Below are 22428 nucleotides of genomic sequence, written 5' to 3' on the forward strand. Positions count from 1 at the left end.
TATGTCCAGATCTATCACTTTAAGATATAATCCACAGTTATTAACAGGTACATATGGTATTAATATCCATATTAAGAAACCTGAAGTAAGTTGCCGTATCCAATTTGAAGAGAAGGTGCAGTTTGCTGGAAATATTTCTAATGATTTACATGCTTTCCGAATAACGCGTGATAATCTATTGATTAATGGCATTGAACCAGATGAACATATCTTTGAACTGGCAAATGAATGCAGTAAGATAATATATCCTATCACTTTACTTACTAATAATAAAGGGTTGTGTCATATGGTTAGGAATGATGATATACGTCAGAGGTGGTTAGAGAAAAAGTATGATATTGAAAAGCGTTTTGTCGGTGAAGGAAGTGAGCTTTATATTTCTTTGTTAGAAGATAAAATTAATAACCCAGACTATATAAGCCTATTGGTTGAGAAAGATTTGTTCATTAGTCTTTTTTTCGGACTTATGTATGAAACAAGCATAGTACCAGAAAAAATGATAAAGCGATGTATCCCAGTATTACCATTTGATGATCCTGTAGAATTTGCATGTCAAAATTCAGTCATGGAATGTGAAAGGAATAAGGAACTTATTGTATGTGAAAATGGTTCGCTGTCTGATGAAGCATGCTTAGATAAATTGATTAAGAATGGGCTGAATAATATTTTAGCTCCGGAAGGTCGGACTTTATCAGGGACATGTGATATCAAATATACTTTAGATAATGAATACCATAATATTAAATCGATTGAAAGTACGTTTGTTTTGAAACTTGGAGAGTCAAATATAATGGATATTGTTGTTACTGCTTATTATCTTTCTGAAAAACCGATAGAATCGATACAGGATGAGTACATTAATCAGTTAAGGAATAGCCAAGGTGAAGCAAAAAAAACATGGTTTTATAAATTATTGACATTTAGCTAAGTCTTATGAGTGAGAAACATATTGTATGTAAAGGAGCAACAGTGTATTGTAGCCAATCAATGACTTGTAATAGTCTGGGTACAGCTATTCCCCTAATAGTTACCAGTCAAACGCTTGTGGAGGTTAATGGTGGAAAGACAGTCGCAACAGACAAAGACTGTACAGTTGCCAATATGAATTTCGGTATGTGTAATGATCCTAAATATACCGCTCCAGCTCCCAAACCTCCTTGCATGGCGAATGTAAAGTGGACTAAAGTACACGAATATATAGATGTTACTGAAGTAAATTTGAAAATGTTGACTGAAGAATCCGAAGGAATCTGCAACGTATGTTCTGTTCCCGGCAAAATACGTATAGCTTTCCATGGTCAAGTTGCTACTATAACAAAAGAGATGTTAGATGAAGCCCCAAAAGATATAATGGCAACTTTGTGCCCTTTGGGAAATATTCAAGAAGATAAGAGCAAGATTATACTGTCAGAAATCTAAATAGGAATTTTATGGAAAACGAAGATAACAGTAGAACAGCCCGCATCTTGTATGAACGAGGTAATTACAAGAATGTGCCGCCTTTTCAGGATATAAAATTACTATGTTCTGCAATAGGACCTATTGATAGAAAATATTCGTATCTGTGGAGAATTAATGGTGTAGTTAAAAAAACGCAGAAAAATATTGTTGAAGTTACATTGTCTAACGACTATTGTGGGAAGCAACAGACTTTAAATGTAGATTTACAGCCAATATCGATTAATGAAAATTTCAGTACTGTAAAACAAACAGTGAAAGAAGAAATTGGAGAAGGGGATATTAATGCTGTCCCTTTCAAATTTGTTCCTTTCTGTAGCAGTATTATGATTAGAGATTTTTATTTTTATGATGAACAGTCAAAAATAAAATTATCTTCCTCTTCTGTTATAAATGTCAATTATCCGGTTCTGGCAGTTGCTGAGATTGCGGGAAGCAATGGACATATCCTTAATGGATACTTTAAAGTCTATATTAATGGTCGTCCTAAAAAAACATTGGCGACAAATCTGCCACTGGTGGATAAAAACCGCATGGTTTTTAGCATTTGGTTTACACCTTATGAGATTCCAGTTGGCTCTGTTGCAAAGATTGAGGTAGAGTTATTCATTTTTTTGCCTTATCAAAGAATAACAAGGAAGTTACAACTTAATGTGAAGAATGATTTTACATATGATCCTAATGATATAAAAGGTGAAGTACAACCTGTGTTAGTCGGGAACAACAGCATTCGGGAAAGTAATTATAAACCTTGCAAATATACAGGAATTAATGTTAAATATCCATCAAAGGATAAGGATGGAAAGAAAGTAACTAAGGAACTGGAGGTTTTCAATGAAAGTAAAAATTGCCAATATTCAGGAATAGTAAATATTATTGGAGGGAAATGTCCGATTGTCATAATGTTAATAGGAAAAGAAACAGTATCTTGTATTTTATCTGAGAACATTAATCATGATAAACATTTAATGAGTATCATTGAATTTGACAGTGAAAAAACTTCTCAAAATGCACAATTAATTGGTAGTATCATCCAATGGAATTTGAAGTATAATTATGGAGATACAGTAATTTCATTAATAGGAAAAGTTTTTGATGGAAATATTTCTGAAATTGCGATGAATTCACTATATAGTTATATATGGCCTATACGAGATAGCCTTATTCAAAGTAATCAAATTCAGTTAGCAACTTGTCGTCATCTTAAAATTGTCAATATGAGATTATTCCCAGACATAATTTGGGAGTTGAAAATAGGACTTAAGTTTGCTAAATATGATGCTGTTGAAGGTAAAAATCAAGAAGGAAGAGCATATGAAGAATTAATAAAGAAAAAACAACAGGCAGGATATAGTAAGTGGTACACGATTAAATATGGAAAAACACAATCTGAATTTTTTTTAGAATTGACTTGTACTTATGATGATGATTCCCAGAAATTTGAAATCGGAAAAAAAATTGAAAAAAATATAAGGGATTATTTAGGAGTTATTTTAAAAGCTAAAAAGATGGCAGATGATATTTTATCATATGTCAAAGGTATTGATGCAAAAAAAGCCCCTATAGAATTTGATATACAGTTTCCGATTTTTGATGCATCCTTAAAATGGAATCTTGTAGAAAGACAAAACAATAAAATTGGTATAAATGGAGAATTTACAATTAAAGCAAATCCGTTAATAGGAGGGCTTTTTACCATTGATTTATTTCGTTGTGGTGCAAGAACAATACCTTTATTAGCATTTATTGATAAAATTGTTAACCAGTCATATAAATCTAAATACATTGATTATGAAGGAGAAATTCGTTTAGATTTGAAATTTGATGGATCTCTTATTCTTAATTTGACTAATGTGATTTTTAAAACGAATCCATTCGAAATCTCATTAAAAAAATCAAACATGAAAGGCAGGTTTGGTGTTTTGTTGATAGCTGAAATTGGAGTTGGATTAAAAGTGTATGTTATTAAAAGCAAAGCAACAACTAAGTTAGAAGCAAACGCAACAGCAGATGCTTACTTTTCTGGAACTATAACCCCAGGGGTAGATATGAAAGGGCTTTTTGTAACACCAGAAGTCGCTTTTACAGGTTTACATGCCACTGTTGAGCTATCTGCGGAATTTGGTTTAGAAACGGGAATGATTAATATGAATAAAAAGGAGAAGATTAAGCCCGATGAGTTTGAGATAATTCCTCCAAGTAAGCCTTTGAAATTTTCTCCTCAGTATATAATATCTTAATAATATAAGCAATTATGAAGTCTTTTCTTAGTATATTTTTTTTATGTATGTGTTGTACATATTGCATTGGACAAACTAAAAATAGTAATGATATGACCTATTACAAGAACAATGAACCAAGAGATTATAGTAAAATGATTTATTCATTATCTGTAAATAGTATGGATTGTGAATTTGTTGTTAAAGTTGATGATGTGCTGGCTTTTAAATGGGAACAAGATTCTGGAGGAAGCATCACATTTAAATTGAATCAATTAATTTTGAATAATGGTGAGCATACGGTGGAAGTTGAAATGTATCCATTGTATGGTAAACATACCTTGGGTGATGCACAGGTAATTCTTACCTTTCACCGTTATCCTAAAAATGATATGGCTAATAGCTATGATTCTTTTAAAACTGTAAAGTCATATATTTTGGATGAAGCTGGAGAAGTTGTTAATGACATATCAAATATGAAAAAATATTCTTTTTCTACAACTTTTCAAGCTACAGGACTACCTATTGGAAATATGGGATGGAAGAACTCTGTGACTTTACAAAGTGAAGATAAGGCTAAGTTGCATAAAGAATTGTATAATGAGTATCGCAAAATACATACTATCTTAAAAAATAAGGATTTGGACGCATTTTTAGAACTCACAAGAGCACGTGAAGAGTTGATAGATTTCATTAATTGTTTTAGAGATATCGATAGAAAGGCACGTTTGAATGGTATTAATAATATGATAAATGCAAAAGGAGCAATATTGAATGAATTGCCAGAAATACATGATACTCATATGCTTTTTGAAGCTAATGGAAAACTAGTTACTTTATTGGATAATAATAATTGTGCTATTATTCAGTTTGTTAGCGAACAAAATAATTCGATGAGAAATCAAATTCTATTTAAATTTCATAGAAAGGATAATAATGCAATGTTAGAAGTTATAAATTAATATGAGTACCCCAAATTACAGCAAAGAAGTCATCAAGAATCGTATGTATCGCCATGCAATGAATTATTGGGGAGTGAAGAAAGTAGAAAATCTTGATCCGTTAGTCAAGGTACTACTCGAAGCACTTTCCAGTGAAATCTTTGGCTTATCTCACGATATAGAAACCAGTCAGCACCGCATATTGGATAAAATAGCCAATATGTTGACTCCTGACATTTTGGTTAGCGTGCGTCCTGCTCACAGTGTCATCCATGCCTTTCCACGGGACATCCCGAAATACACAGTAGATACCGATTCCGGTTTCTTTGCGGATATTCCCAAAAATAAAGGACAGATAGTAGAAGAATATAGTTTCTATCCTTTACGTAGAACGGAAATATATGCCGGAGATGTCTGCCGTATGATATGCAACGGTGATATTTTCAATATGGATAGTACTATGACCAAAGAATTGATATATCATGCACCGTATGAGATGAGGGGTAAATTCACCCGTACTGCCTGGATCGGGCTACAACTTGCTCCGGAAATACATAAACTGGATGATTTGTCGTTCTATTTCGAGCTTCCTTACCGTGAGAAAAAACAGTCCCTTTATTCCATGTTGGCGTATGCCAAATGGAGTTTGAACGGACAACCACTTACTGCTATGCAAGGGTTTCCTCCGGAAGAAGAAACTGATGAGCCGGAAAGTCTGTTTTCTATCTGTGATATAGAAAAAGAGATTAACAGGGACATTCTTTCCATATACAATAACCAGTTTATTCGTATCACTACTCCAATCATTCTTTCTCAGGAAAAAGCGTCGCTTTTCCCCGAAGAATTGAAAGATTATTATATGGAAGATATGTTGTCTTCCGGTGAACTGAATCCTCTTTACTGGTTCCGGGTTGACTTTCCCTCTAACTTTACTCCGGACTGTTTGGAAGAACTGAAAGTCAGTATCAATGCCGTTGTTGTACAAAACAAACGGCTGAATGAGAAGATTGCAAGTGTCAATGACCTGACCGCTGTCGTACCATTGACAACAAGCGAACAGGAGTATTTTTTCTCCGTGGACTCTGTAATGGATGCACAGAACCGGTTATATACTGAAATTCCGTTCAATGGAGGCTCAGAGAAAAAAGGTGCAACCTATGCAGTTCGCTATGGTGGTTGCGAGCGTATGAACTCCCGTGATATAAAAGAGTATCTCTACCGGGTGCTTGACCTTTTACAAGGTCGGGGAGCTGTCATCGCATCATTGCAGAAAGATACTTTTTCAGATGAAATACAAGAAATGGACAGACTGTTGAATAGCATGGAGCGAATAATTAATAATATCCAGTCTGCTGTCGGTTCATTGTCATACCTACTTGCAGATTTACCGGAAAATGCCGATAAGTTATATATATCCTACTATACGACAATCTGTGAACGTGCCAACGGTTTGCCCGTAGGTATGGGATTGTTACCTCAAAATAGTTTCAGTATTGATAAACGACAGGTTTATTTCCTGACTACTACAAGAGGAGGGAAAAGCATTCCAGCATCTGCCAACCGGTTTGATATATATAAATATATTCTTACCACTCGTGACCGGATCTATACAAAGGCGGATATCATAAACTTCTGTTACAAGGAACTCTCCGGTCTGGTGATGTCTGTTGACATCAAGTCGGGAGTGATGGTCAGTGAAAAACCGGGTGAAGGGTTGATATCATCGATTGATGTTCACTTGTCTGTACGCACTGATTCGGAAAGGGAAATTCCGTTGCTTATCGACGAACTGAAAACTAAGCTCGTCACCCGTTCACCGGATCATTTCAACTATCGTATATTCACTCAAATTGTTTAGTAATGGGAAAGATCGGTTTGTCACATATTGAAAGTTCTCTTGCGTCAATCAATTCGCTGGATACGGATTATCTGGCAGAAATAATTGCAGCTACTTTAATTGAGGAAGGCGTCAGTCCTGACGACATACAGATTATCCGTTTGGGTGATTCCCGTATGAAAGTCGGGAAAGATATAGAAAGTATCAGAATGGAATATAGCCCTGATGACGAGATAAACGATTGTTTGCGTATCTATGTCAACCGGGAAGGACTTTATGATGTATTGCCAGAGGGAGTGTTTTTCTTGGGTATTGATTTGTTGGATTCCACGGACATAAAGAAGGTTGTCAATCAGGTCAGGCAGTATCGGAAAGAAGAGATGGAAATACGAAAATTCTTTTCCGTATTTGAGGATGAAATAGACCGGACGCTTGTACAGATGCAATTGCTCGAACGCCGGGTCGATAGAAAAAATGTTTATACGGATTTCACGAATGTGTTCACTGCTTACTGGCCGATAATCAGAAAACTTTCGTTGGAACAAGCCGCCTTGTTTATGAGAATCATTCCTATTATTCACAAGATTCGTGGGGACCAGCGTAAAATTACCAAAGTGCTCTCTTTGATACTTGGATTACCTGTCACCCTGTCTCATGTGTTGAGTCGTAAAAAGTGTGATAGTTTTCCGGCATTCAGACAGGCACGTTTGGGAGAGACACTTGTTATTGGTTCAGAGTTCAGGAGCGGCAGATACGATGCATGTGTCACTGTCCATGACATTCCTCGTAACCGTATACCGGAGTTTCTTGACAATGGAAAAAGCAGATGCATACTACTTGAATTGATTGATATGCTTTTTGCCGCAGATATGGAAGTAAGGATAAAACTGGATGTTGTGAGTTCCGGACATATATGTGTCATTTCCAACGAGCCATCTAAGGCATCCCATCTCGGTATAGATGCTTATTTATAAATTAAAACTTAAGAAAGGATTATCATGACAGACTGGAATCAAGTGGAAGCGACCGTTTCTATCGGTGGCAGTGAATGTAAGTTCACTACAATTTATCTCAAACAGGTGTTCAACGGGCACCATGTTTTTGATATTGGTGTGCTGTGTCCCCCTCTGCCTGGAGAGAATGTCTGGTACAACGAGCGTGAAAGCATGATTGCCATGCAGGGTCAGAGTGTGGTAATCCGCATGAAACATGTGATTAGCGGTGATGAAAGCATCTTCAAGGGCATCATCACCGAAATTGGAATGGATGGTGAGAGAGGGGTTTCCGGCACTATCCATTACAGGGGATGCAGTCCTACTGTTCTGCTTGAATCCGGAAAGACAATGGACTCCTTTATGGATTATACCTTGTCGGCCATTGTCGGAGAGGTGGTGAAGAATTATGGCAATGGAGTGGAGATTGTCAACAAGCCGCTTTTCAATGAACAGATTCCTTATGTCTAGATGCACGAAGAAACCGGATATGAGTTTCTTCGTAGAATTGCCTACCAATACGGCGAATGGTTCTATTATGACGGACAGAAATTACATTTCGGGAATCCGCAAAAGGACAAGAACGAAACGGTTACTTACGATGTTGAGTTGGAAAATGTAAGTTTTGGTTCTCGTATAGCTCCTTTCCATTATTCGCGTCATGACTATATGGCGGAGGATGACCGTCCTCTTTATGCAGACGACAGTGCCAGAGTGAACGGTATCAACACTTATCTGGCAAATGCAATCAGTACGTCCGAGTCCGTTTATCAATCTCCTACTACTTTATATAACAAAGCGGCAGTCGGTCATCCGGTTCACATGAACCGTCTTCTGGAGTTTGAGAAGGGACGTGATACGGCTTCCTTGGTATGGTTGAGAGGTAAGAGCAAAACTTGTCGTGTACGTATTGGCGAACCTATTGCGGTCAAAATACCTGCTTCCATGTGTAACCGTCGGGATCTGGGACAATACAGGGTGATGTCAGTAATCCATGAGGTTGATAAGAATGGTGTTTATTCCAATACTTTTGAAGGCATTCCGGCAAGTATGGAACGAATCCCGGTGAAGCAATGTTGTCATTCCTCAAGCTCACCCGATGCTTGCAAAGGTAATCAGTAATGCTGACCCAGAGAGTCAAGGACGTGTTAAAGTTCAGTTTGTATGGCAAGAGGAACAGAATAAGACAACTAACTGGATTCGGGTACGAAGTCTAGATTCGGGTAAAAGTGAAATAGTTCTCAAAAATAGAGGGTTTGTTTTTGTACCAGAAGAAAATGATCAAGTGATAGTTTGTTTTGAACTAGCCAATCCATCTCGCCCTTATGTCTCAGGTAGTATGTTTAATGAGAAAAACGGCTATGGGGGAGGACGAAACAATAGTATTAAAAGCATTATTACACGTAGTGGTCACACTCTTATTTTTGATGACACAGAAGGTGGTGAAAATATTATATTAAAAGATAAAAGTGGAAATGAATTAATGTTTAAAACCTCTGAGGAGAGTATTGAAATAACTGCCCAAGAGTCATTATTTCTAAATGCGAAAAAATTATTTATAAATATAGAAGATACTATTTCACAGTATTCAAAACAATTAAAAACGATTGTTGAAGAGAATGTAACTATGCAAATAGAAAATGAATTGAGAACCTCTATGAGTTGTTTAGATACTGCTATACAAAAAAATGCAAATATTCAAATCTGTGGAAAGTGTAGCCAAGTATCAGGGGATTTAGATATGATTTCATCAGGGGATGTTATAATTCAAGCTGATGGAAAATCTCTACTTAAAGGAGCGAGCGAGGCTCGAATATGTGAAGGTTAATAATTTGAAATATAGCAATATGTCAATATTAGATTATTTAGCTTATTCAGAAACAGTAAATAACATAAATGTATTACCACCAAGAGTATATGCCTTAGATTCATATATTGAGTCATTAGATAGAGGAGTTATTTATGTTCAAAGATGTGTGAAATATGTTCATGTCATATCATTAGGGAAAAATAAGTATCAATTCTATTTTACTGATATATTGTATATCAATAATGATAAACTAAAAAAACAGGAAGATTTATTAAGAAGGATAAGTTATAGATATAATGGTATTATTATATCTATAACAAAAGATAATGAGATACTATCAATACATAATATGGCAGATATTCGTTTTCAATGGGAAAGAATTAAAAGTATTTTAGAGTTGGATTATTCAGGAGGAGAAATTAGTTGGTTTCTAGAACAAATGACAAATCATATGAATAGTCCGGAATGTATAATGAGAGAATAGTTTCTATTCATCAACGGTTAACTAACTGACGAAATTATGAGTTTTAAAGTACCCGAAGTCAGTATACAACATAAAATTCTTGTAGGACACCTTATTCTGTTTGCTATAATAGCATGCATATTCGGAATTCTACAACATGAACGTATGCGTATATCGGATATTGAAAAAGAAGCCAGACACATTCAGCAGGTACAGCGCAAGGTCAATACGGCCCATCGTCATATCACACTTCTTGCCATGTTGGGTGAAACTGCCATTTCTTGGGAGAGAAAGGATTTTGCTGACTATCGTTCACTTCGGCAGTACGTGGATTCCACATTGCTGGATATACGAAAAGAGAATGAAATCCATGTTGCGCGAAGCCAAGTAGATTCACTGCGTTCCCTCTTGAAAATCAAGGAAGAGCACCTGGCTCAAATCATGTATCTGATTCAAAGCCGAGATGGTCATGGCGTTTTACAATTCAGCAAAATACCTTATAATGTCTTTCCGCAAACGATAACTCGCAAGAAAAAAGGATTGGCGGGCTTCTTCGGAGGCAAAGAGACAGTAGAAGTTACACCCAGCACTTCGGCTGCATTGCATGCATTGAATAAAGAATTGCTTTCCATGCAGAACGAACTCAATGACAACATAGATGTCTGTACTGATAGTTTACGCAGGCACAACAAGGTTATCAATGGAAAACTGCGCTCGCTGATGACAACCATGAATGATCAGGCCGAGCAAATACTTGAAGATAAGGAAAAACAATTGAATGCCTCTTATGACCGTTCAAAAAGCATCATCACGTGGCTGGTTATATCAGCTGTTATACTGCTGATTGTTTCTTATCTGATTATCCAGAAGGACCTGCGTGAGAAGCAGAAGACCAGCAAAATGTTGGAGGAAACCATAGAGCAGAATGCTGCATTGTTGCAAATTCGCAACAAAATCATTTTAACCATATCGCATGATATCCGCTCCCCTTTGAACGTGATTAGTGCAACAGTTGAATTGGCAAGGAGGGAAGTGGATAACCAACGGCGTGATACCTATTTGTCCAACATTGAATCAGTGTGTCTGCATGTAGTACATCTGCTGAATAATTTATTGGATGTATACCGGTTGAATCAATCCAAAGAAGAATGCAACTATGTTCCGTTCAGTCTGCATGAAATGCTTGATCGGATTGCTTCCCGTTTTTCCGGTCTGGTCAACGACAAGGGATTGCTGTTCAACACCTCGTTTGACAATACGGATGTCAGATTACGTGGAGATGTGGACCGTATAGAACAGATTGTCGGCAACCTGCTCAGCAATGCTATCAAGTTTACGGAATGCGGAGAAATCTCCTTTCATGCCGGTTATTCTCAAGGGAAATTGTATTTGGAAGTGACTGACTCCGGCATTGGCATGACGGAGGAAACACTTGCACGTATTTTCCGCCCATTTGAACGGCAGATGACAGCAAACAATACTGATGGCTTTGGTTTAGGTTTGTCCATTATACAGGGACTTGTCCATCTCTTCAACGGAGAAATTGACGTAAAAAGCAAGATTCATCAGGGAAGTACCTTCAAGGTAACTCTTCCTCTTGAAGAAACGGATGAACCGCTGGAATGTGAAAAGCCCGTATTGACCCATACCGGACATTTGCCTCATAATATACTTGTCATTGATGATGACAGTATGTTGCGTGCAGTCATCAAGGATTTGCTTGAACGTAACGGCATTAATTGTACGACCTGTGCTTCGGCCAAAGAACTGGTAAAGGAGATGAGAGAAAAGGACTATGATTTGTTGCTTACTGATATTCAGATGCCAGGTACCAACGGTTTTAATCTCCTGATTTTGCTACGACATTCAAATATAGGTAATTCTCGCACGATACCGGTCATAGCCATGACCGCACGTGGTGAGCAGACCAAGGAGTCCTTACAGGAAGCCGGATTTACGGATTGTATCTATAAACCGTTTTCTTATAATGAACTGCTCAATCTGCTTTCATCTATCAATCAATGTCATGTAGCAGCGTCTCCGCCAAGTGATTTGGATGCCTTGCTGTCAGAGGTTCAGGATAAGGAAAAACTGCTGTTTACCTTGATAGAGCAGTCCAGAAAAGACCAGGATGAATTGCTGGCTGCTTTATCGGCAAGCAACAGAAGACAGATGCGTGAAATAGTCCATCGGATGCAACCTGTCTGGGAACTTCTGCATATGGAGGATATTCTATTTGAATACCGTGATATTTTAAAGGATGACCAAGTGAGTGATGTGGTGCTGAAGAACCACACACGGCAGATTCTGAGTCATGTTTCAACATTGATGACGAAAGCAGAAAAAGAACTAACACGATTGAAAAATGAAAAGGAAAGTATTGATTGTTGAAGACAATATAAACCTGTCACAGATGCAGAAAGACTGGTTTGTACAGGCCGGGTATGACGCTATAACGGCCGTAGATGCAACGAAAGCCCGTTCGTTAATCCGCAAGGTACATTTTGACTTGATTCTTTCGGATGTGCGTTTGCCGGACGGAGACGGAATCTCATTGCTGGAGTGGCTGCGTAAGGAAAAGAATAATACTCCTTTTATTATTACCACTGAGTATGTGTCTGTACCTGATGTTGTCCGTACCATTAAATTGGGAGCTGTAGATTATCTGCCTAAACCCGTACGCAAAGAACACTTGCTGGAACTGACCAAGGATGTATTTGCTCCTTTGGTTACAGTAAGAAAACAGGAGCCGATGCTGCTTCAGCGTAAAAGCGCCAGAATGAGAGAGATCCTGAAGTATGCAGAAATGGTTGCTCCTACTGATATGTCAGTGCTTATTTACGGAGCCAGCGGAACAGGAAAAGAGTCTATAGCCCAAAGTATCCATCAAGGAAGTGATCGTTCCAATATGCTTTTTCTGGCAGTGAACTGTGCACTTCTCCCCAAAGATTTGGCTCCTTCCCTATTTTTTGGTCATGAAAAAGGTTCCTTTACGGGGGCAGATAACAACAAAGCAGGCTATTTTGATAAGGCCAAGGGGGGTACCTTGTTCTTGGATGAGATAGGTACCATGTCTTATGAAGTACAAGCGATGCTGCTGCGGGTGTTGCAAGAGAATACCTATATGCCGGTGGGAAGCAATCGGGAACATATTGCAGATGTACGTATAGTTGCAGCTACCAATGAAAACATTCAGCAGGCAATCCAGGAAGGCCGTTTCAGAGAAGACCTTTACCATCGTCTAAACGAGTTTGAAATTACAGTTCCCTCCCTGGCTGAATGCACTGAAGATATTCTCCCTTTTGCTGAATTTTTCCGCGAACGCTATTCTAAAGAATTCAAGAAGGATACTGTCGGTTTTACAGAAGAAGCTAAGTGTAAAATGTTGACTTATGCCTGGCCTGGCAATGTACGTGAACTGCAAAATATGGTGAGACGTTCTGTGGCTATTTCTGAATCTCCCGTATTGGATTGTTTTGGCATCGGACAAAGTACAGGAGAAATTAAAAGCCCGGAGCCGGACAAGGCTGCGAAGAAAGAATTAGAAAAAAAACGAATAATCAATGTGATAGAAGAATGTAATGGAAACATTTCCCATGCCTCACAAATTTTAGGAATAAGTCGTACTTCAATCTATAAAAAGATAAAGTAACAAATTGTGACACGGATTATTACATACGTCTTTTTTCGTACACCAAACGGGAAATGCCATTGGGGTACAGTTTGAAAGAGCGGAGTTGCCAATGATGTTTACCGATACTATCCATCAATGAAAATCCTTTCCCGTAGGATATCGGTAACGTATAAAGAACCATTTCGTCAACAAGATTATATTGGAAAAGACCATCGGCATAATCTGCACTATTTTTATCATGTATGATAGTCTGGCATATACAATCCGCGCTAAATCTGACGATAGCGCTGAATCGGTACCATTGTAGCGCTGCAATCGGTACCGTCATGACGCTGCAAACGGTACCGCATTCAGTTCTGTAAGATTCTTTGCAAATGTATATTATTTTTTCTTTCGCTGTCTCATAGACTCGCCTTTTAACTCAATTTTATTAGCGTTGGCCACGAGACGGTCCATAATGGCATCCGCCAAGGTTGGGTCTCCTATGTAATCATACCATTTTGAGATAGGAAGCTGTGATGCGATGATCATTGACTTTCGTTCATATCTCTCTTCCAGGATCTGAAGCAGAGCCAACCTGGTATTGGTGTCCATCGGCTGCAGCCCGAAGTCGTCCAATATAATCAGGTCATTCTTCTCCAAGGAAGTAATCATCTTGAGGAAGGTGTTGTCCAGTTTGGACAGTGTGATTTTCTCGATGAACCGGTTCATATTAAGATAGACGGTTCTGAAGCCCAAGGTGCAGGCTTGTCTGCCAATGGCGCATGCCAGGAAGGTCTTTCCACAGCCGCATTTACCTTGTATCAGCAGATTCTCATGTCTGCGTATGAAGGAACAGTCGGCCAGTGCAGCCAGCTGTTCAGTTGTAATGTTGCGTTCTACACCACAGGCAACATCTTCAATCATGGCACTGTAGCGGAGTTTGCTGGTTTTGAGGAACATTTCTGTTTTACGTTCCTTCCTTTCCAGTATTTCTGCCTCTACCATCTTGGCGATGGCAAAATCAAATGAGGGACGGCTTTGCACCGGAAGAGTCATCAGGGATTCCAGCGTATTCGCCATTCCCTTCAGTTTCAACTCCTTGAGTTGTATGATGGTTTCTTGTGTATTCATATAAATAAGAGTTTAAATGTTGGAAAACGCTTCTGCACCCCGTACATATTCATTGGTTGGGATACAGCATACATTGGGTCGGTTTTCAGCTTTATCCAGATTGTTCTGAAGGATATTCTTGAGCATGCTGTAAGTTACGGTTCCGCTTTCAGACACACGCTTGCAGGCATTCTCAAGCCTTTCCTTACCATATTTTTTACGCAAGGACAATATACCTTCGCAAGAGCGGTAGGCATGGCTTACGTACTTCGGTGAAGCCAATACCTTTTCTACGGCTTTCAGTGTATACATGCCGATAACCTCTGCCTCTTCCAGGTAAAAGGCGGCATTCCGTCCTTTGCTGTGCTGGTATTCCAGATGATTCTCAGGCATGTGCGCGTCCTCTGTAGAACGTCCGGCTATGAAGCTTCTTTTATGCAGGGCTATTCGTTGGGTGTTCAGATATACTTCCACGGTTTCTGTATCCCAGACCACGGTTACTCTTTGTCCTACATAAATGTATAGGACGCTGTAAAGATGCCGTTCTTCAAGCCGTCCTACGGTGACATGGTAATCACCGGTCAGTTTCACTTCCTTGCGGTAACGGAAGCGGAAAGGGGTGATGGGGAGCGGCCCAAGACAGCCTTGTTCTTCGGCTTCAAACACACTCCTGCGGCTTTTTCCGGTAGTTCTGGAAGGACGGTCATTAAACTTGTCTGTCAATTCAAAGATACGGCTGTTGAGTTCATCCAAAGAATGGAACACTTCATGCCGGATGGCAGCATATATAAACTGGTAGAACTTGTATACGATTCCTTCTACAGGACCTTTATCACGTGGCTTCCGTACACGGCAAGCCTCCAGGGTAGTATTGTAGTAGCTTGACCATTCCAGAGCAGCATTGTTGAATGTAGGCTCGTAACGGTCTGACTTTTTCACCCATTGGGTCATGTTGTCGCTCTTGCACACTTCAGGACATCCTCCAAAATAGGTTATGGCATCCGACAAGCCACTGAAAAAGTATTCCATGCTTGCATGATACATGGCTTTGGCATAGCCCATACCGCTGAACGGCAGCATACAGCAGAGGACAACTACAGGTATATGCTCCTGACTTTTCCGGTCTGTAACATAGAGCTTGTCACCAGCAAAATCAATCTGCATCTCACATCCCGGGATGTAAGTGTTGTGGTAAGACAGGTTGTTGGCATACTGATAATCACGGATATGCTTCTTGAACTGCGTGTACGCATAGCCGTTGGGATGCTCCTTGAGATATTCCTCGTGTAGCAACTGTATGGTCAGGTGGCGGTGTCTGGCAAGATCTTCCGCATAGTCTGGCAACAGCTCTTTCAACTCGTTTTTCTGTTCAGAAGGTTTGGGAGTTGGTGGAGACTGCAGCAGACTGTGGATTTGCTCTTCACTCATCCGGCCTATTGTGCCGTAATCAACTTTGGCTTCATCAGCCAACTTCTTGTAGCGGTTTAAGACTCCACGGCCTATGTGCAGTTGTGCACATATTTCCCGTTGAGGAGTGGAAGCCGACAGCATTTGAAATGCTCTTTTTAATTTTACCATATTCAACGTTCTGTTTGCCATATCTTAAAGGGTATTGATTGATCGGACCTTTAAGATATGAAGTTTATACTAAACTACAGAACTGAATTGTCAATCTTTTTGCTGGTACCGATTCATGCGCTACGTTGGTACCGATTGGAGCGCTGAGGTGGTACCGATTCCTCCGCTATAGCGGTACCGATTCATGCGCTATGATGGTACCGTTTCGCCGATACTATCACTAAATCTACGTATCATGTCAGACAGGTCTATTATGCCATATAATTCATTGATTTGAAATGAAGCTTTTTCTTTCCAATACGGAAAACCTTTTCGAGGTTCTTCCATAAGCCATTGCATGAATTTTTCCTCTTGCTTTGGAAGAAATCCATCCAATGTAATTGCCATAACGATTCGTATTCTTGCCATACCCTTATCTGAAAAAAGCATGAAGCCCATGCAGTTTCAGGTAGAGGCTCTGGTAATAGCCCAAACGATAACTTGCATGGGCTCATGCTATAAGGTATAGCATAAGCCTCACGCAATAGTCATCGTTTTTTTTGAAATTTACCAGATTTCTACCTGTGACATCTTGCGACTTACCTTAGATTTGCACTTTATACTAAAGATAAAGCAAAAATAATAACTTTGAATAAAGGAAGGATACAGGAAGTGAACCAATTGCGACTAAGGATATTTATAAGTCCCGTATACATAAAAGGACTTCCTGTTTGTTTGGACCCAGACCCAGATAGTAGGTTAACAATAAATTGTTAAGGTAATTAGGTTAAGTTCAGACTCTTCTTTTAAAATCATAAAAAGGAAAAAGTATGGAAGATTTTTATTTCATCGGTGTTGATGTTTCGAAAAAGAAACTGGATTTTTGTGTAATGTTTGAAGGAAAAGTTGTATGTGAAGAAAAAACAGCTAATCATCAAAGTGCAATAATGTCATTAATATATCATTTACAGGAAGATTATGAGATAGCTGGTAGCAGGATGCTTATCTGTGCGGAACATACCGGACAATACACATTTCCTCTTGCTTGTGCTTGTAAGGCAATGGAATGCAGACTTTGGCTTGAGAATCCTGCAGAGATTAAATATTCATCAGGTGTACAAAGAGGGAAAAATGACAAAGTGGATGCCAAACGTATAGCTATTTATGCTCGCCGCTTTCAAGACAAGGTACATTATTATGAACGCCCAACAGAAGATATTGAACGATTAAAACAACTTGAATCAGAGCGGACTCTATATGTATCTGATTTGGCAAAATATAAGGCACAATTAAAGGATCAAAAGGATTATATGCCCAAAACCTTGTTTGAACGTAAAATGAAACGCTTACAAGCTTTGATGGATGATTTGGTAGAAGCAATCAACGCTATTACTGATGAAATGGAAGAAGTTATCAGTGCATGTCCTGTTTTATCCCGCCAGATGGAACTGCTTATGTCTGTAGATGGTGTAGGTCGTGTAGTGGCAACCAACATGATAATTGCTACAGAAGCATTTACTCGTTTTGACGATTCAAGAAAATTCAACTGTTATGCAGGAGTAGCGCCTTTTTCATATTCTTCCGGAAGTTCTCAGCATTCGAAATCAAAAGTATCACATCGTGCCGATAAGACTATTAAACGTCTATTACATTTGGCGGCGGTAGCAATTACTCATAAAACTGGTGGTGAATTGAAAATGTATTATGAAAGGAAAGTTGCTGAAGGTAAAAATAGAATGTCTGTAATCAATGCACTGAGAGCAAAAATTGTTTCAAGGATGTTTGCCGTTATCAAAAGAAATGAAATTTATAGACCATTTTTATCATAAATTACTTGTAAAAATCATAGTAGTATGTATATAAGCAACGGAAAACATCCCGTAATCCGCCGTTATGTTCTATTTCAGGTTCAAAGATACGGAATGTTTCTTGAAAATCAAATCCGGCCATGATTTATTTGCCATCCTCTTTGTTTTCAGATTCTGTTTTTTCAATACCCAGCCGTTCACACAGTTCTGGGTCATTCATGATCCGTTCCATCTCGTCGTTGATGATGGCTTGGGCATCCGCCTTGATCTGGTCGTAATTGCGCTGAATCTGTTCAAGCATGATGTCATTCCCCTCTTTATCCTTGAAGGAGTTGATAACCGGTATTCTCTTGTATGCCTTTTCTTCGGCACTCACTCTGGCATGGTCCACAATAATTTCCGCATGGAAAATCTTCTGGTCAATTTTCTCACCGAAGTTGTCCGATACGGCACCTACAAAGGAACCTTGTGACAGGTTGGAAATCTTGGAAGCCGGAATTAGGGAATCCAACTGGGTATTGATGGAGGTGGAAACATCCTGACGGTTGATGGAAACGGACTGCCGTTTCTGAAGAATCTTTCCGAAACGTTCCGAAAGCGTCTTGGCCGTTTCGCCGACCACCTGTCCGCTGAAGATGTTGCCGACCGTATTTTGGATCACCTTACTCTCCTTTTCACCATAGTCTCGGTTCAATTGGGAGAAGTCCTGGAAACCCAGACAAACTGCTACTTTGTTGGATCGTGCCGTTGCAATCAGGTTGTCCAGTCCACGGAAATAGATGGTGGGCAGCTCGTCGATGATGACTGTACTTTTAAGCTGCCCCTTCTTGTTGATGAGTTTCACGATACGCGAATTGTAGAGACCCAATGCGGCGGAATAGATGTTCTGGCGGTCCGGATTATTGCCCACACACAAAATTTTAGGTTCTGCCGGATTGTTTATATCCAATGAAAAATCATTACCGGTCATCACCCAATAAAGCTGCGGGGAAATCATTCGGGTAAGTGGGATTTTCGCGGAAGCTATCTGGCCCTGCAACTGGTCTTGAGCTCCTGATTTCCAGGCATCCATGAAAGGAGAAAGATAGTTTTCCAGCTCCGGATAGGAGGTCAATATGGTAAACAAATCGGAATAAGGTTTGTTCAGCAGCTCCACGGCATGAGGGAAGCTGCAATAGATACCGTTCTTGTAAATTTTGAGATACCAGATGATGGCTGCCAACAGGATAATCGGCGATTCCACAAAGAAGTCTCCCTGTTTTTCAATCCAGGTTTTGTTCAAATTTAACATAATGGTATAGCTTGCTTCGTAGGCATCGGAGATGTCTGTCATGAACTCCGGATTGATGGGATTGCAGCGGTGTGAACGGTGCGGATCATCAAAATTGATGACGTAGAAATGAGGCTTCACCTTGTATTTGTCCATGTTGTGCAACAAGGTGTTGTAGGCAATGGTGGAGAGGTCATCGAATTTGTAATCATAGATATAGGTGCTATAACCTTTGGAAATCATCTGTTTGATATAGTTGTTCACCACTGCGTAGGATTTGCCGGACCCCGGCGTTCCCAATACGATGGTGGCACGGAACGGGTTCACCACATTGATCCATCCGTCATTGAATTTGCCGCCATACTGGAACCGGGTAGGCAGATTGACGGAATACTCATTCTCCATCAGCCTTGTCTCCTGCATGAAAGATTCGTTTTCCATGTTGAAAACATCCTCCATCAGGTTGTGCCGGTAAAGGCGGCTGATCCACAGACCGGCCATTAGCAGGCAGAGATAACCGGTTGCCAGTGTCATTATATACAGGGAGGTGACCGCCTCGTGCGGAAAAGGCAAATCCAGCAGCCACCAGTTCATGAAGAAGAGAACCGCCCCCGTTGTCAGGACCATCCAGATACGTTGCCAGGTAATCGTTTCCCCTTTCACGCCGATGGTGCCCACGCAGGAAATGGCCAGCAGAAGTACGGCCAGGAGCTTGGTCCAAAGAATGCAGCCGAATATACCGGTCGTCCGTTCAAAGTTCATGAGTATCCGGTCGATGACTTCCAGGTTCAGGTACCAGGCAGCCATGCTCGGGTAGCAGTACACATAGACGTGGACTACCAAAATGAAAATACTGACAGCCCTGCCGAATTCCATGATTTTGGCCAGGGCTCTCAAATCGTCTTCCTGTTGCATAGTAAAGTAGCATTTGAGGGGAACATGGTCCCCCGGGGTGATAATGGTTGTGTCAGATGCCGCGCGACTTGCGTTTCTGCGGTTTCTTTTTGCGTTTCATGCGACGGCGGAACGCTTCTTCCTCGTAATCGACGGCCGGATTGGTATCCATAGAGAAGATGCCTGCCGCCTGTTCAAGCGCACTGCCATCCTCCACAGAGTGACCGTACCGTTTCCAAAGCTCCGGTCCGCTGAATGACTCTTTTTCTTGCCGGGGAATACCGTCCCACCATTTGACCAGGTCGTTGAATACATTGGCTGAAAATTCTTTTCCCATCCGTGAGCCGTTGAACACTTCGCGCCTGTCATGGTCCATGAAAGTAACGCCATAGATGCGTCCTGAGTCGTTTTTCCGGAATACCACATCCAATTGTTCCTGCTTCAACAATTTCTTGAACTCCTGTTCAGACCTGGCATCCCGCATCGCACGGGCGACTTTGCCGGCTATGGCCGGTCTCCATTTGCCTTCCTTGAAATCCCGGACATGCCGCATCATCCGTTCGGACAAGCCGGCATCTCCGAACCGTTTGCCGAACCGGGCACTTTTTACAGGTGGGCTGACCACCTTTCCCCTGTCATCGGTTGCCGAATAGATGATTCCCGTGTACGCTGTCCCTTTATATTCGCCGCGCACCTGCCTCGCTTCTATATTCAGTGTGGAAAGCAAGGCTGCATATTCACCGAAAGTCTGGAAACGGTAACTTTCCAGAACCGCCTTTAAGGTGTTGCCAATCTGGTGACGTACATCCCCCTTGGAGACATCCACCTTTTTCAGTTCCGCTTTCGGATTCTGTCTTTCCGTATCCGCCCCGTTACGCAACCCGAATTCCTGTTCCAGTTCCCGGCAGGCAGCCATCGAGCGTCGGTGCTCATAGGAATCCTTGATTTTCCTGCCGTCATCATCAATGCAGACACTGACGATATGCACGTGTGTGTTGCAGGTATCGTTGTGCCTGTACACGATAAACGGCTGCTGTCCGTACCCCATCTTGTCCATGTATTTTTCGGCCAGTTCCATCAACCGGGCATTGTCCAGCCTGTCTTCCGGTGCCGGACTGAGCGAAACGTGCAGGACGGGCTTTTCGGTTCGGCGGTTTGCTATCAGATGGTTCTCGAATGAAAGGAGCACCAGCCGAAGGTCTTCGCTCGGCAGGCCTGGCCGGTCGGAAATCATCCGGTGTCCCGACAGGATTTCCGCCGAACCTTTGAGAACCTTTTCGTGATTGTAGGCCAGTGCCCCGTAAAGGCTGGCCCCATGACTTATCTTGGCAACCATTTCTCTTCGTATTCCCGGGTCAATGACATGATCTGCTTGCTGAGCAGGATGAGTTCCAGCGTTGCCTTTTCGAGCCTGTAGAGCAGGGACCGTGCCCTTTGCTCTCCGAAGTTCTTCTGTACGGCCCTTACAACCTGGTTGTAGTTGTTTCCTACAGCCTGAAACTGGCGGTGGAATTCCCCGAGTCGGATGTAATAGTCCATGGATACCTTGTCTACCTTGATCACCTTGAGTTGCCCTGAAAAGAGCGACTTCTTGATGAAGACCGTGCGGTCCCTGGCTCCTGATTCCAGAAACAGCCTCTCGAACCTTCCATTCTCTTCCGCGTTCAGACGGAAGCTGTACTTGTAATCCGCCGGATCCGTCTTCGGTTTCCGGCCTGTTCTTGTCCCTTGCTTTTTCTCCATGCTTTGCTTCATTTGGGTTGTTTTGCATTCTCTGTCAGATTTTCCGACTTTGGAGGAAAATCCCCCGACCGTGAGGGAGGGCAAGTTGGTCTTTGTCGGGCAGAATACTTTCTGTCGGACAAAGACACAACTTGCTCTGTTCGCTTGAACAGAGAATCCACCTCCGGCGGATTGCTGCGCGACGCTTGCGGCGTGCTGTGGTCCGTTGGAGCATCTTTCCTGCCGTTTCTCGGTTCTGACTTTGCAAAATTACACCGACATATCCATCTGTAAAACATGCTGTTGTGCGACATTTGATGACATCTGATGCTGTCTGATGCCACAAGGATGGAGTATCGCATCCAAACTGCTTGAAAGACCTTATTTTTGACGCAGATTTTAGATTGCAATAACATAATCATGCATCCATGCAATGACATCGTATTGCAACCTTATATCGATGCATCCATGCAATGACATCGTATTGCAATCGTATATCGATGCATCCATGCAATGACGTCGTATTGCAATCATATATTGATTCATCCATGCAATGACGTCGTATTGCAATCGTATATCGATGCATCCATGCAATGACATCGTATTGCAATCATATATTGATTCATCCATGCAATGACGTCGTATTGCAATCGTATATCGATGCATCCATGCAATGACACCGTATTGCAATCATATATTGATGCAACCATGCAATACATGGAGGATTTTGA

22 protein-coding genes are annotated in these 22428 nt (G+C 40.8%); 13 read left to right on the forward strand and 9 right to left on the reverse strand.

The annotated features are described in order from the left end of the window. The first annotated feature begins 1 nt into the window (after nt 1). The 12 genes from ACDG22_RS09205 (at nt 2) to ACDG22_RS09260 (ending at nt 13372) form a co-directional block, all read left to right on the forward strand. On the forward strand, nt 2–928 hold the full coding sequence (locus tag ACDG22_RS09205) for a hypothetical protein (RefSeq protein WP_009127048.1): 927 nt from the start codon (nt 2–4) through the stop codon (nt 926–928). Between the two features lie 5 nt (nt 929–933). Beyond that, nucleotides 934–1419 carry a PAAR-like protein gene (locus ACDG22_RS09210; RefSeq protein ID WP_087943599.1) on the forward strand — a complete coding sequence of 162 codons (486 nt, stop codon included), beginning with the start codon at nt 934–936 and terminating at the stop codon, nt 1417–1419. An 11-nt stretch (nt 1420–1430) separates the two neighbouring features. Next, on the forward strand, nt 1431–3698 hold the full coding sequence (locus ACDG22_RS09215) for a hypothetical protein (RefSeq protein WP_009127050.1): 2268 nt from the start codon (nt 1431–1433) through the stop codon (nt 3696–3698). A gap of 92 nt (nt 3699–3790) precedes the next feature. Further along, on the forward strand, nt 3791–4639 hold the full coding sequence (locus tag ACDG22_RS09220) for a hypothetical protein (RefSeq protein WP_009127051.1): 849 nt from the start codon (nt 3791–3793) through the stop codon (nt 4637–4639). Between the two features lies 1 nt (nt 4640). Continuing rightward, a complete protein-coding gene (locus ACDG22_RS09225; protein WP_009127052.1) occupies nt 4641–6476 on the forward strand; it encodes a type VI secretion system baseplate subunit TssF in 1836 nt (611 codons plus the stop codon). 2 nt (nt 6477–6478) lie between these two features. Continuing rightward, nucleotides 6479–7429, forward strand: a complete 951-nt coding sequence (locus ACDG22_RS09230; RefSeq protein WP_009127053.1) for a hypothetical protein — start codon at nt 6479–6481, stop codon at nt 7427–7429. Between the two features lie 24 nt (nt 7430–7453). Further along, nucleotides 7454–7918, forward strand: a complete 465-nt coding sequence (locus ACDG22_RS09235; RefSeq protein ID WP_143722912.1) for a hypothetical protein — start codon at nt 7454–7456, stop codon at nt 7916–7918. After that, nucleotides 7919–8569: a hypothetical protein gene (locus ACDG22_RS09240; RefSeq protein WP_370858857.1), complete on the forward strand. Its 651-nt coding sequence runs from the start codon at nt 7919–7921 to the stop codon at nt 8567–8569. It begins immediately after the preceding gene. Further along, nucleotides 8547–9275 carry a phage baseplate assembly protein V gene (locus ACDG22_RS09245; protein WP_370858858.1) on the forward strand — a complete coding sequence of 243 codons (729 nt, stop codon included), beginning with the start codon at nt 8547–8549 and terminating at the stop codon, nt 9273–9275. Before ACDG22_RS09240 ends, ACDG22_RS09245 begins: the two co-directional genes overlap by 23 nt. Nucleotides 9276–9294: 19 nt before the next feature. After that, complete coding sequence (locus tag ACDG22_RS09250; protein ID WP_039969925.1) at nt 9295–9741, forward strand: hypothetical protein; 447 nt, start codon at nt 9295–9297, stop codon at nt 9739–9741. A 36-nt stretch (nt 9742–9777) separates the two neighbouring features. After that, nucleotides 9778–12111: a hybrid sensor histidine kinase/response regulator gene (locus ACDG22_RS09255; RefSeq protein WP_009127058.1), complete on the forward strand. Its 2334-nt coding sequence runs from the start codon at nt 9778–9780 to the stop codon at nt 12109–12111. Further along, nucleotides 12086–13372 (forward strand): sigma-54-dependent transcriptional regulator, encoded by a 1287-nt coding sequence (locus ACDG22_RS09260; RefSeq protein ID WP_009127059.1) that lies wholly within the window; start codon nt 12086–12088, stop codon nt 13370–13372. The genes ACDG22_RS09255 and ACDG22_RS09260 overlap by 26 nt, the downstream gene beginning before the upstream one ends. A 19-nt stretch (nt 13373–13391) precedes the next feature. Here ACDG22_RS09260 and ACDG22_RS09265 read toward each other — a convergent pair whose 3' ends face one another. The 4 genes from ACDG22_RS09265 to ACDG22_RS09280 all read right to left on the reverse strand — a co-directional run bounded on the left by ACDG22_RS09265 (nt 13392) and on the right by ACDG22_RS09280 (nt 16432). Further along, nucleotides 13392–13682: a hypothetical protein gene (locus ACDG22_RS09265; protein WP_370858859.1), complete on the reverse strand. Its 291-nt coding sequence runs from the start codon at nt 13680–13682 to the stop codon at nt 13392–13394. Between the two features lie 53 nt (nt 13683–13735). Next, nucleotides 13736–14467 (reverse strand): IS21-like element helper ATPase IstB, encoded by a 732-nt coding sequence (gene istB / locus ACDG22_RS09270; RefSeq protein ID WP_370858860.1) that lies wholly within the window; start codon nt 14465–14467, stop codon nt 13736–13738. A 12-nt stretch (nt 14468–14479) separates the two neighbouring features. Further along, on the reverse strand, nt 14480–16045 hold the full coding sequence (istA, locus tag ACDG22_RS09275) for an IS21 family transposase (RefSeq protein WP_370858861.1): 1566 nt from the start codon (nt 16043–16045) through the stop codon (nt 14480–14482). Nucleotides 16046–16213: 168 nt separating this feature from the next. Further along, complete coding sequence (locus tag ACDG22_RS09280) at nt 16214–16432, reverse strand: hypothetical protein (protein ID WP_370858862.1); 219 nt, start codon at nt 16430–16432, stop codon at nt 16214–16216. Between the two features lie 401 nt (nt 16433–16833). Here ACDG22_RS09280 and ACDG22_RS09285 point away from each other — a divergent pair, with 401 nt between their 5' ends. Beyond that, entirely contained in the window at nt 16834–17832 is a 999-nt protein-coding gene (locus ACDG22_RS09285; protein ID WP_368332155.1) for an IS110 family RNA-guided transposase, read from the forward strand. Between the two features lie 124 nt (nt 17833–17956). On the opposite strand, the gene mobC is transcribed toward ACDG22_RS09285, so the two are convergent. From mobC to ACDG22_RS09310, 5 genes are read right to left on the reverse strand one after another with little or no spacing between them, the layout of a single operon-like run. Further along, entirely contained in the window at nt 17957–19996 is a 2040-nt protein-coding gene (gene mobC / locus ACDG22_RS09290; RefSeq protein WP_009127061.1) for a conjugal transfer protein MobC, read from the reverse strand. A gap of 52 nt (nt 19997–20048) precedes the next feature. Then, complete coding sequence (gene mobB / locus ACDG22_RS09295; protein ID WP_279165957.1) at nt 20049–21311, reverse strand: conjugal transfer protein MobB; 1263 nt, start codon at nt 21309–21311, stop codon at nt 20049–20051. Beyond that, entirely contained in the window at nt 21296–21718 is a 423-nt protein-coding gene (gene mobA, locus ACDG22_RS09300) for a conjugal transfer protein MobA (RefSeq protein ID WP_039969959.1), read from the reverse strand. Before mobA ends, mobB begins: the two co-directional genes overlap by 16 nt. Nucleotides 21719–21752: 34 nt before the next feature. Further along, nucleotides 21753–22043, reverse strand: a complete 291-nt coding sequence (locus ACDG22_RS09305; protein WP_270244628.1) for a hypothetical protein — start codon at nt 22041–22043, stop codon at nt 21753–21755. 53 nt (nt 22044–22096) lie between these two features. Beyond that, nucleotides 22097–22327, reverse strand: a complete 231-nt coding sequence (locus ACDG22_RS09310; protein WP_370858863.1) for a hypothetical protein — start codon at nt 22325–22327, stop codon at nt 22097–22099. Nucleotides 22328–22428: the final 101 nt, after the last annotated feature.

The sequence above is a fragment of the Phocaeicola coprocola genome, assembly GCF_041333015.1.
Taxonomy (GTDB): Bacteria; Bacteroidota; Bacteroidia; order Bacteroidales; family Bacteroidaceae; genus Phocaeicola; species Phocaeicola coprocola.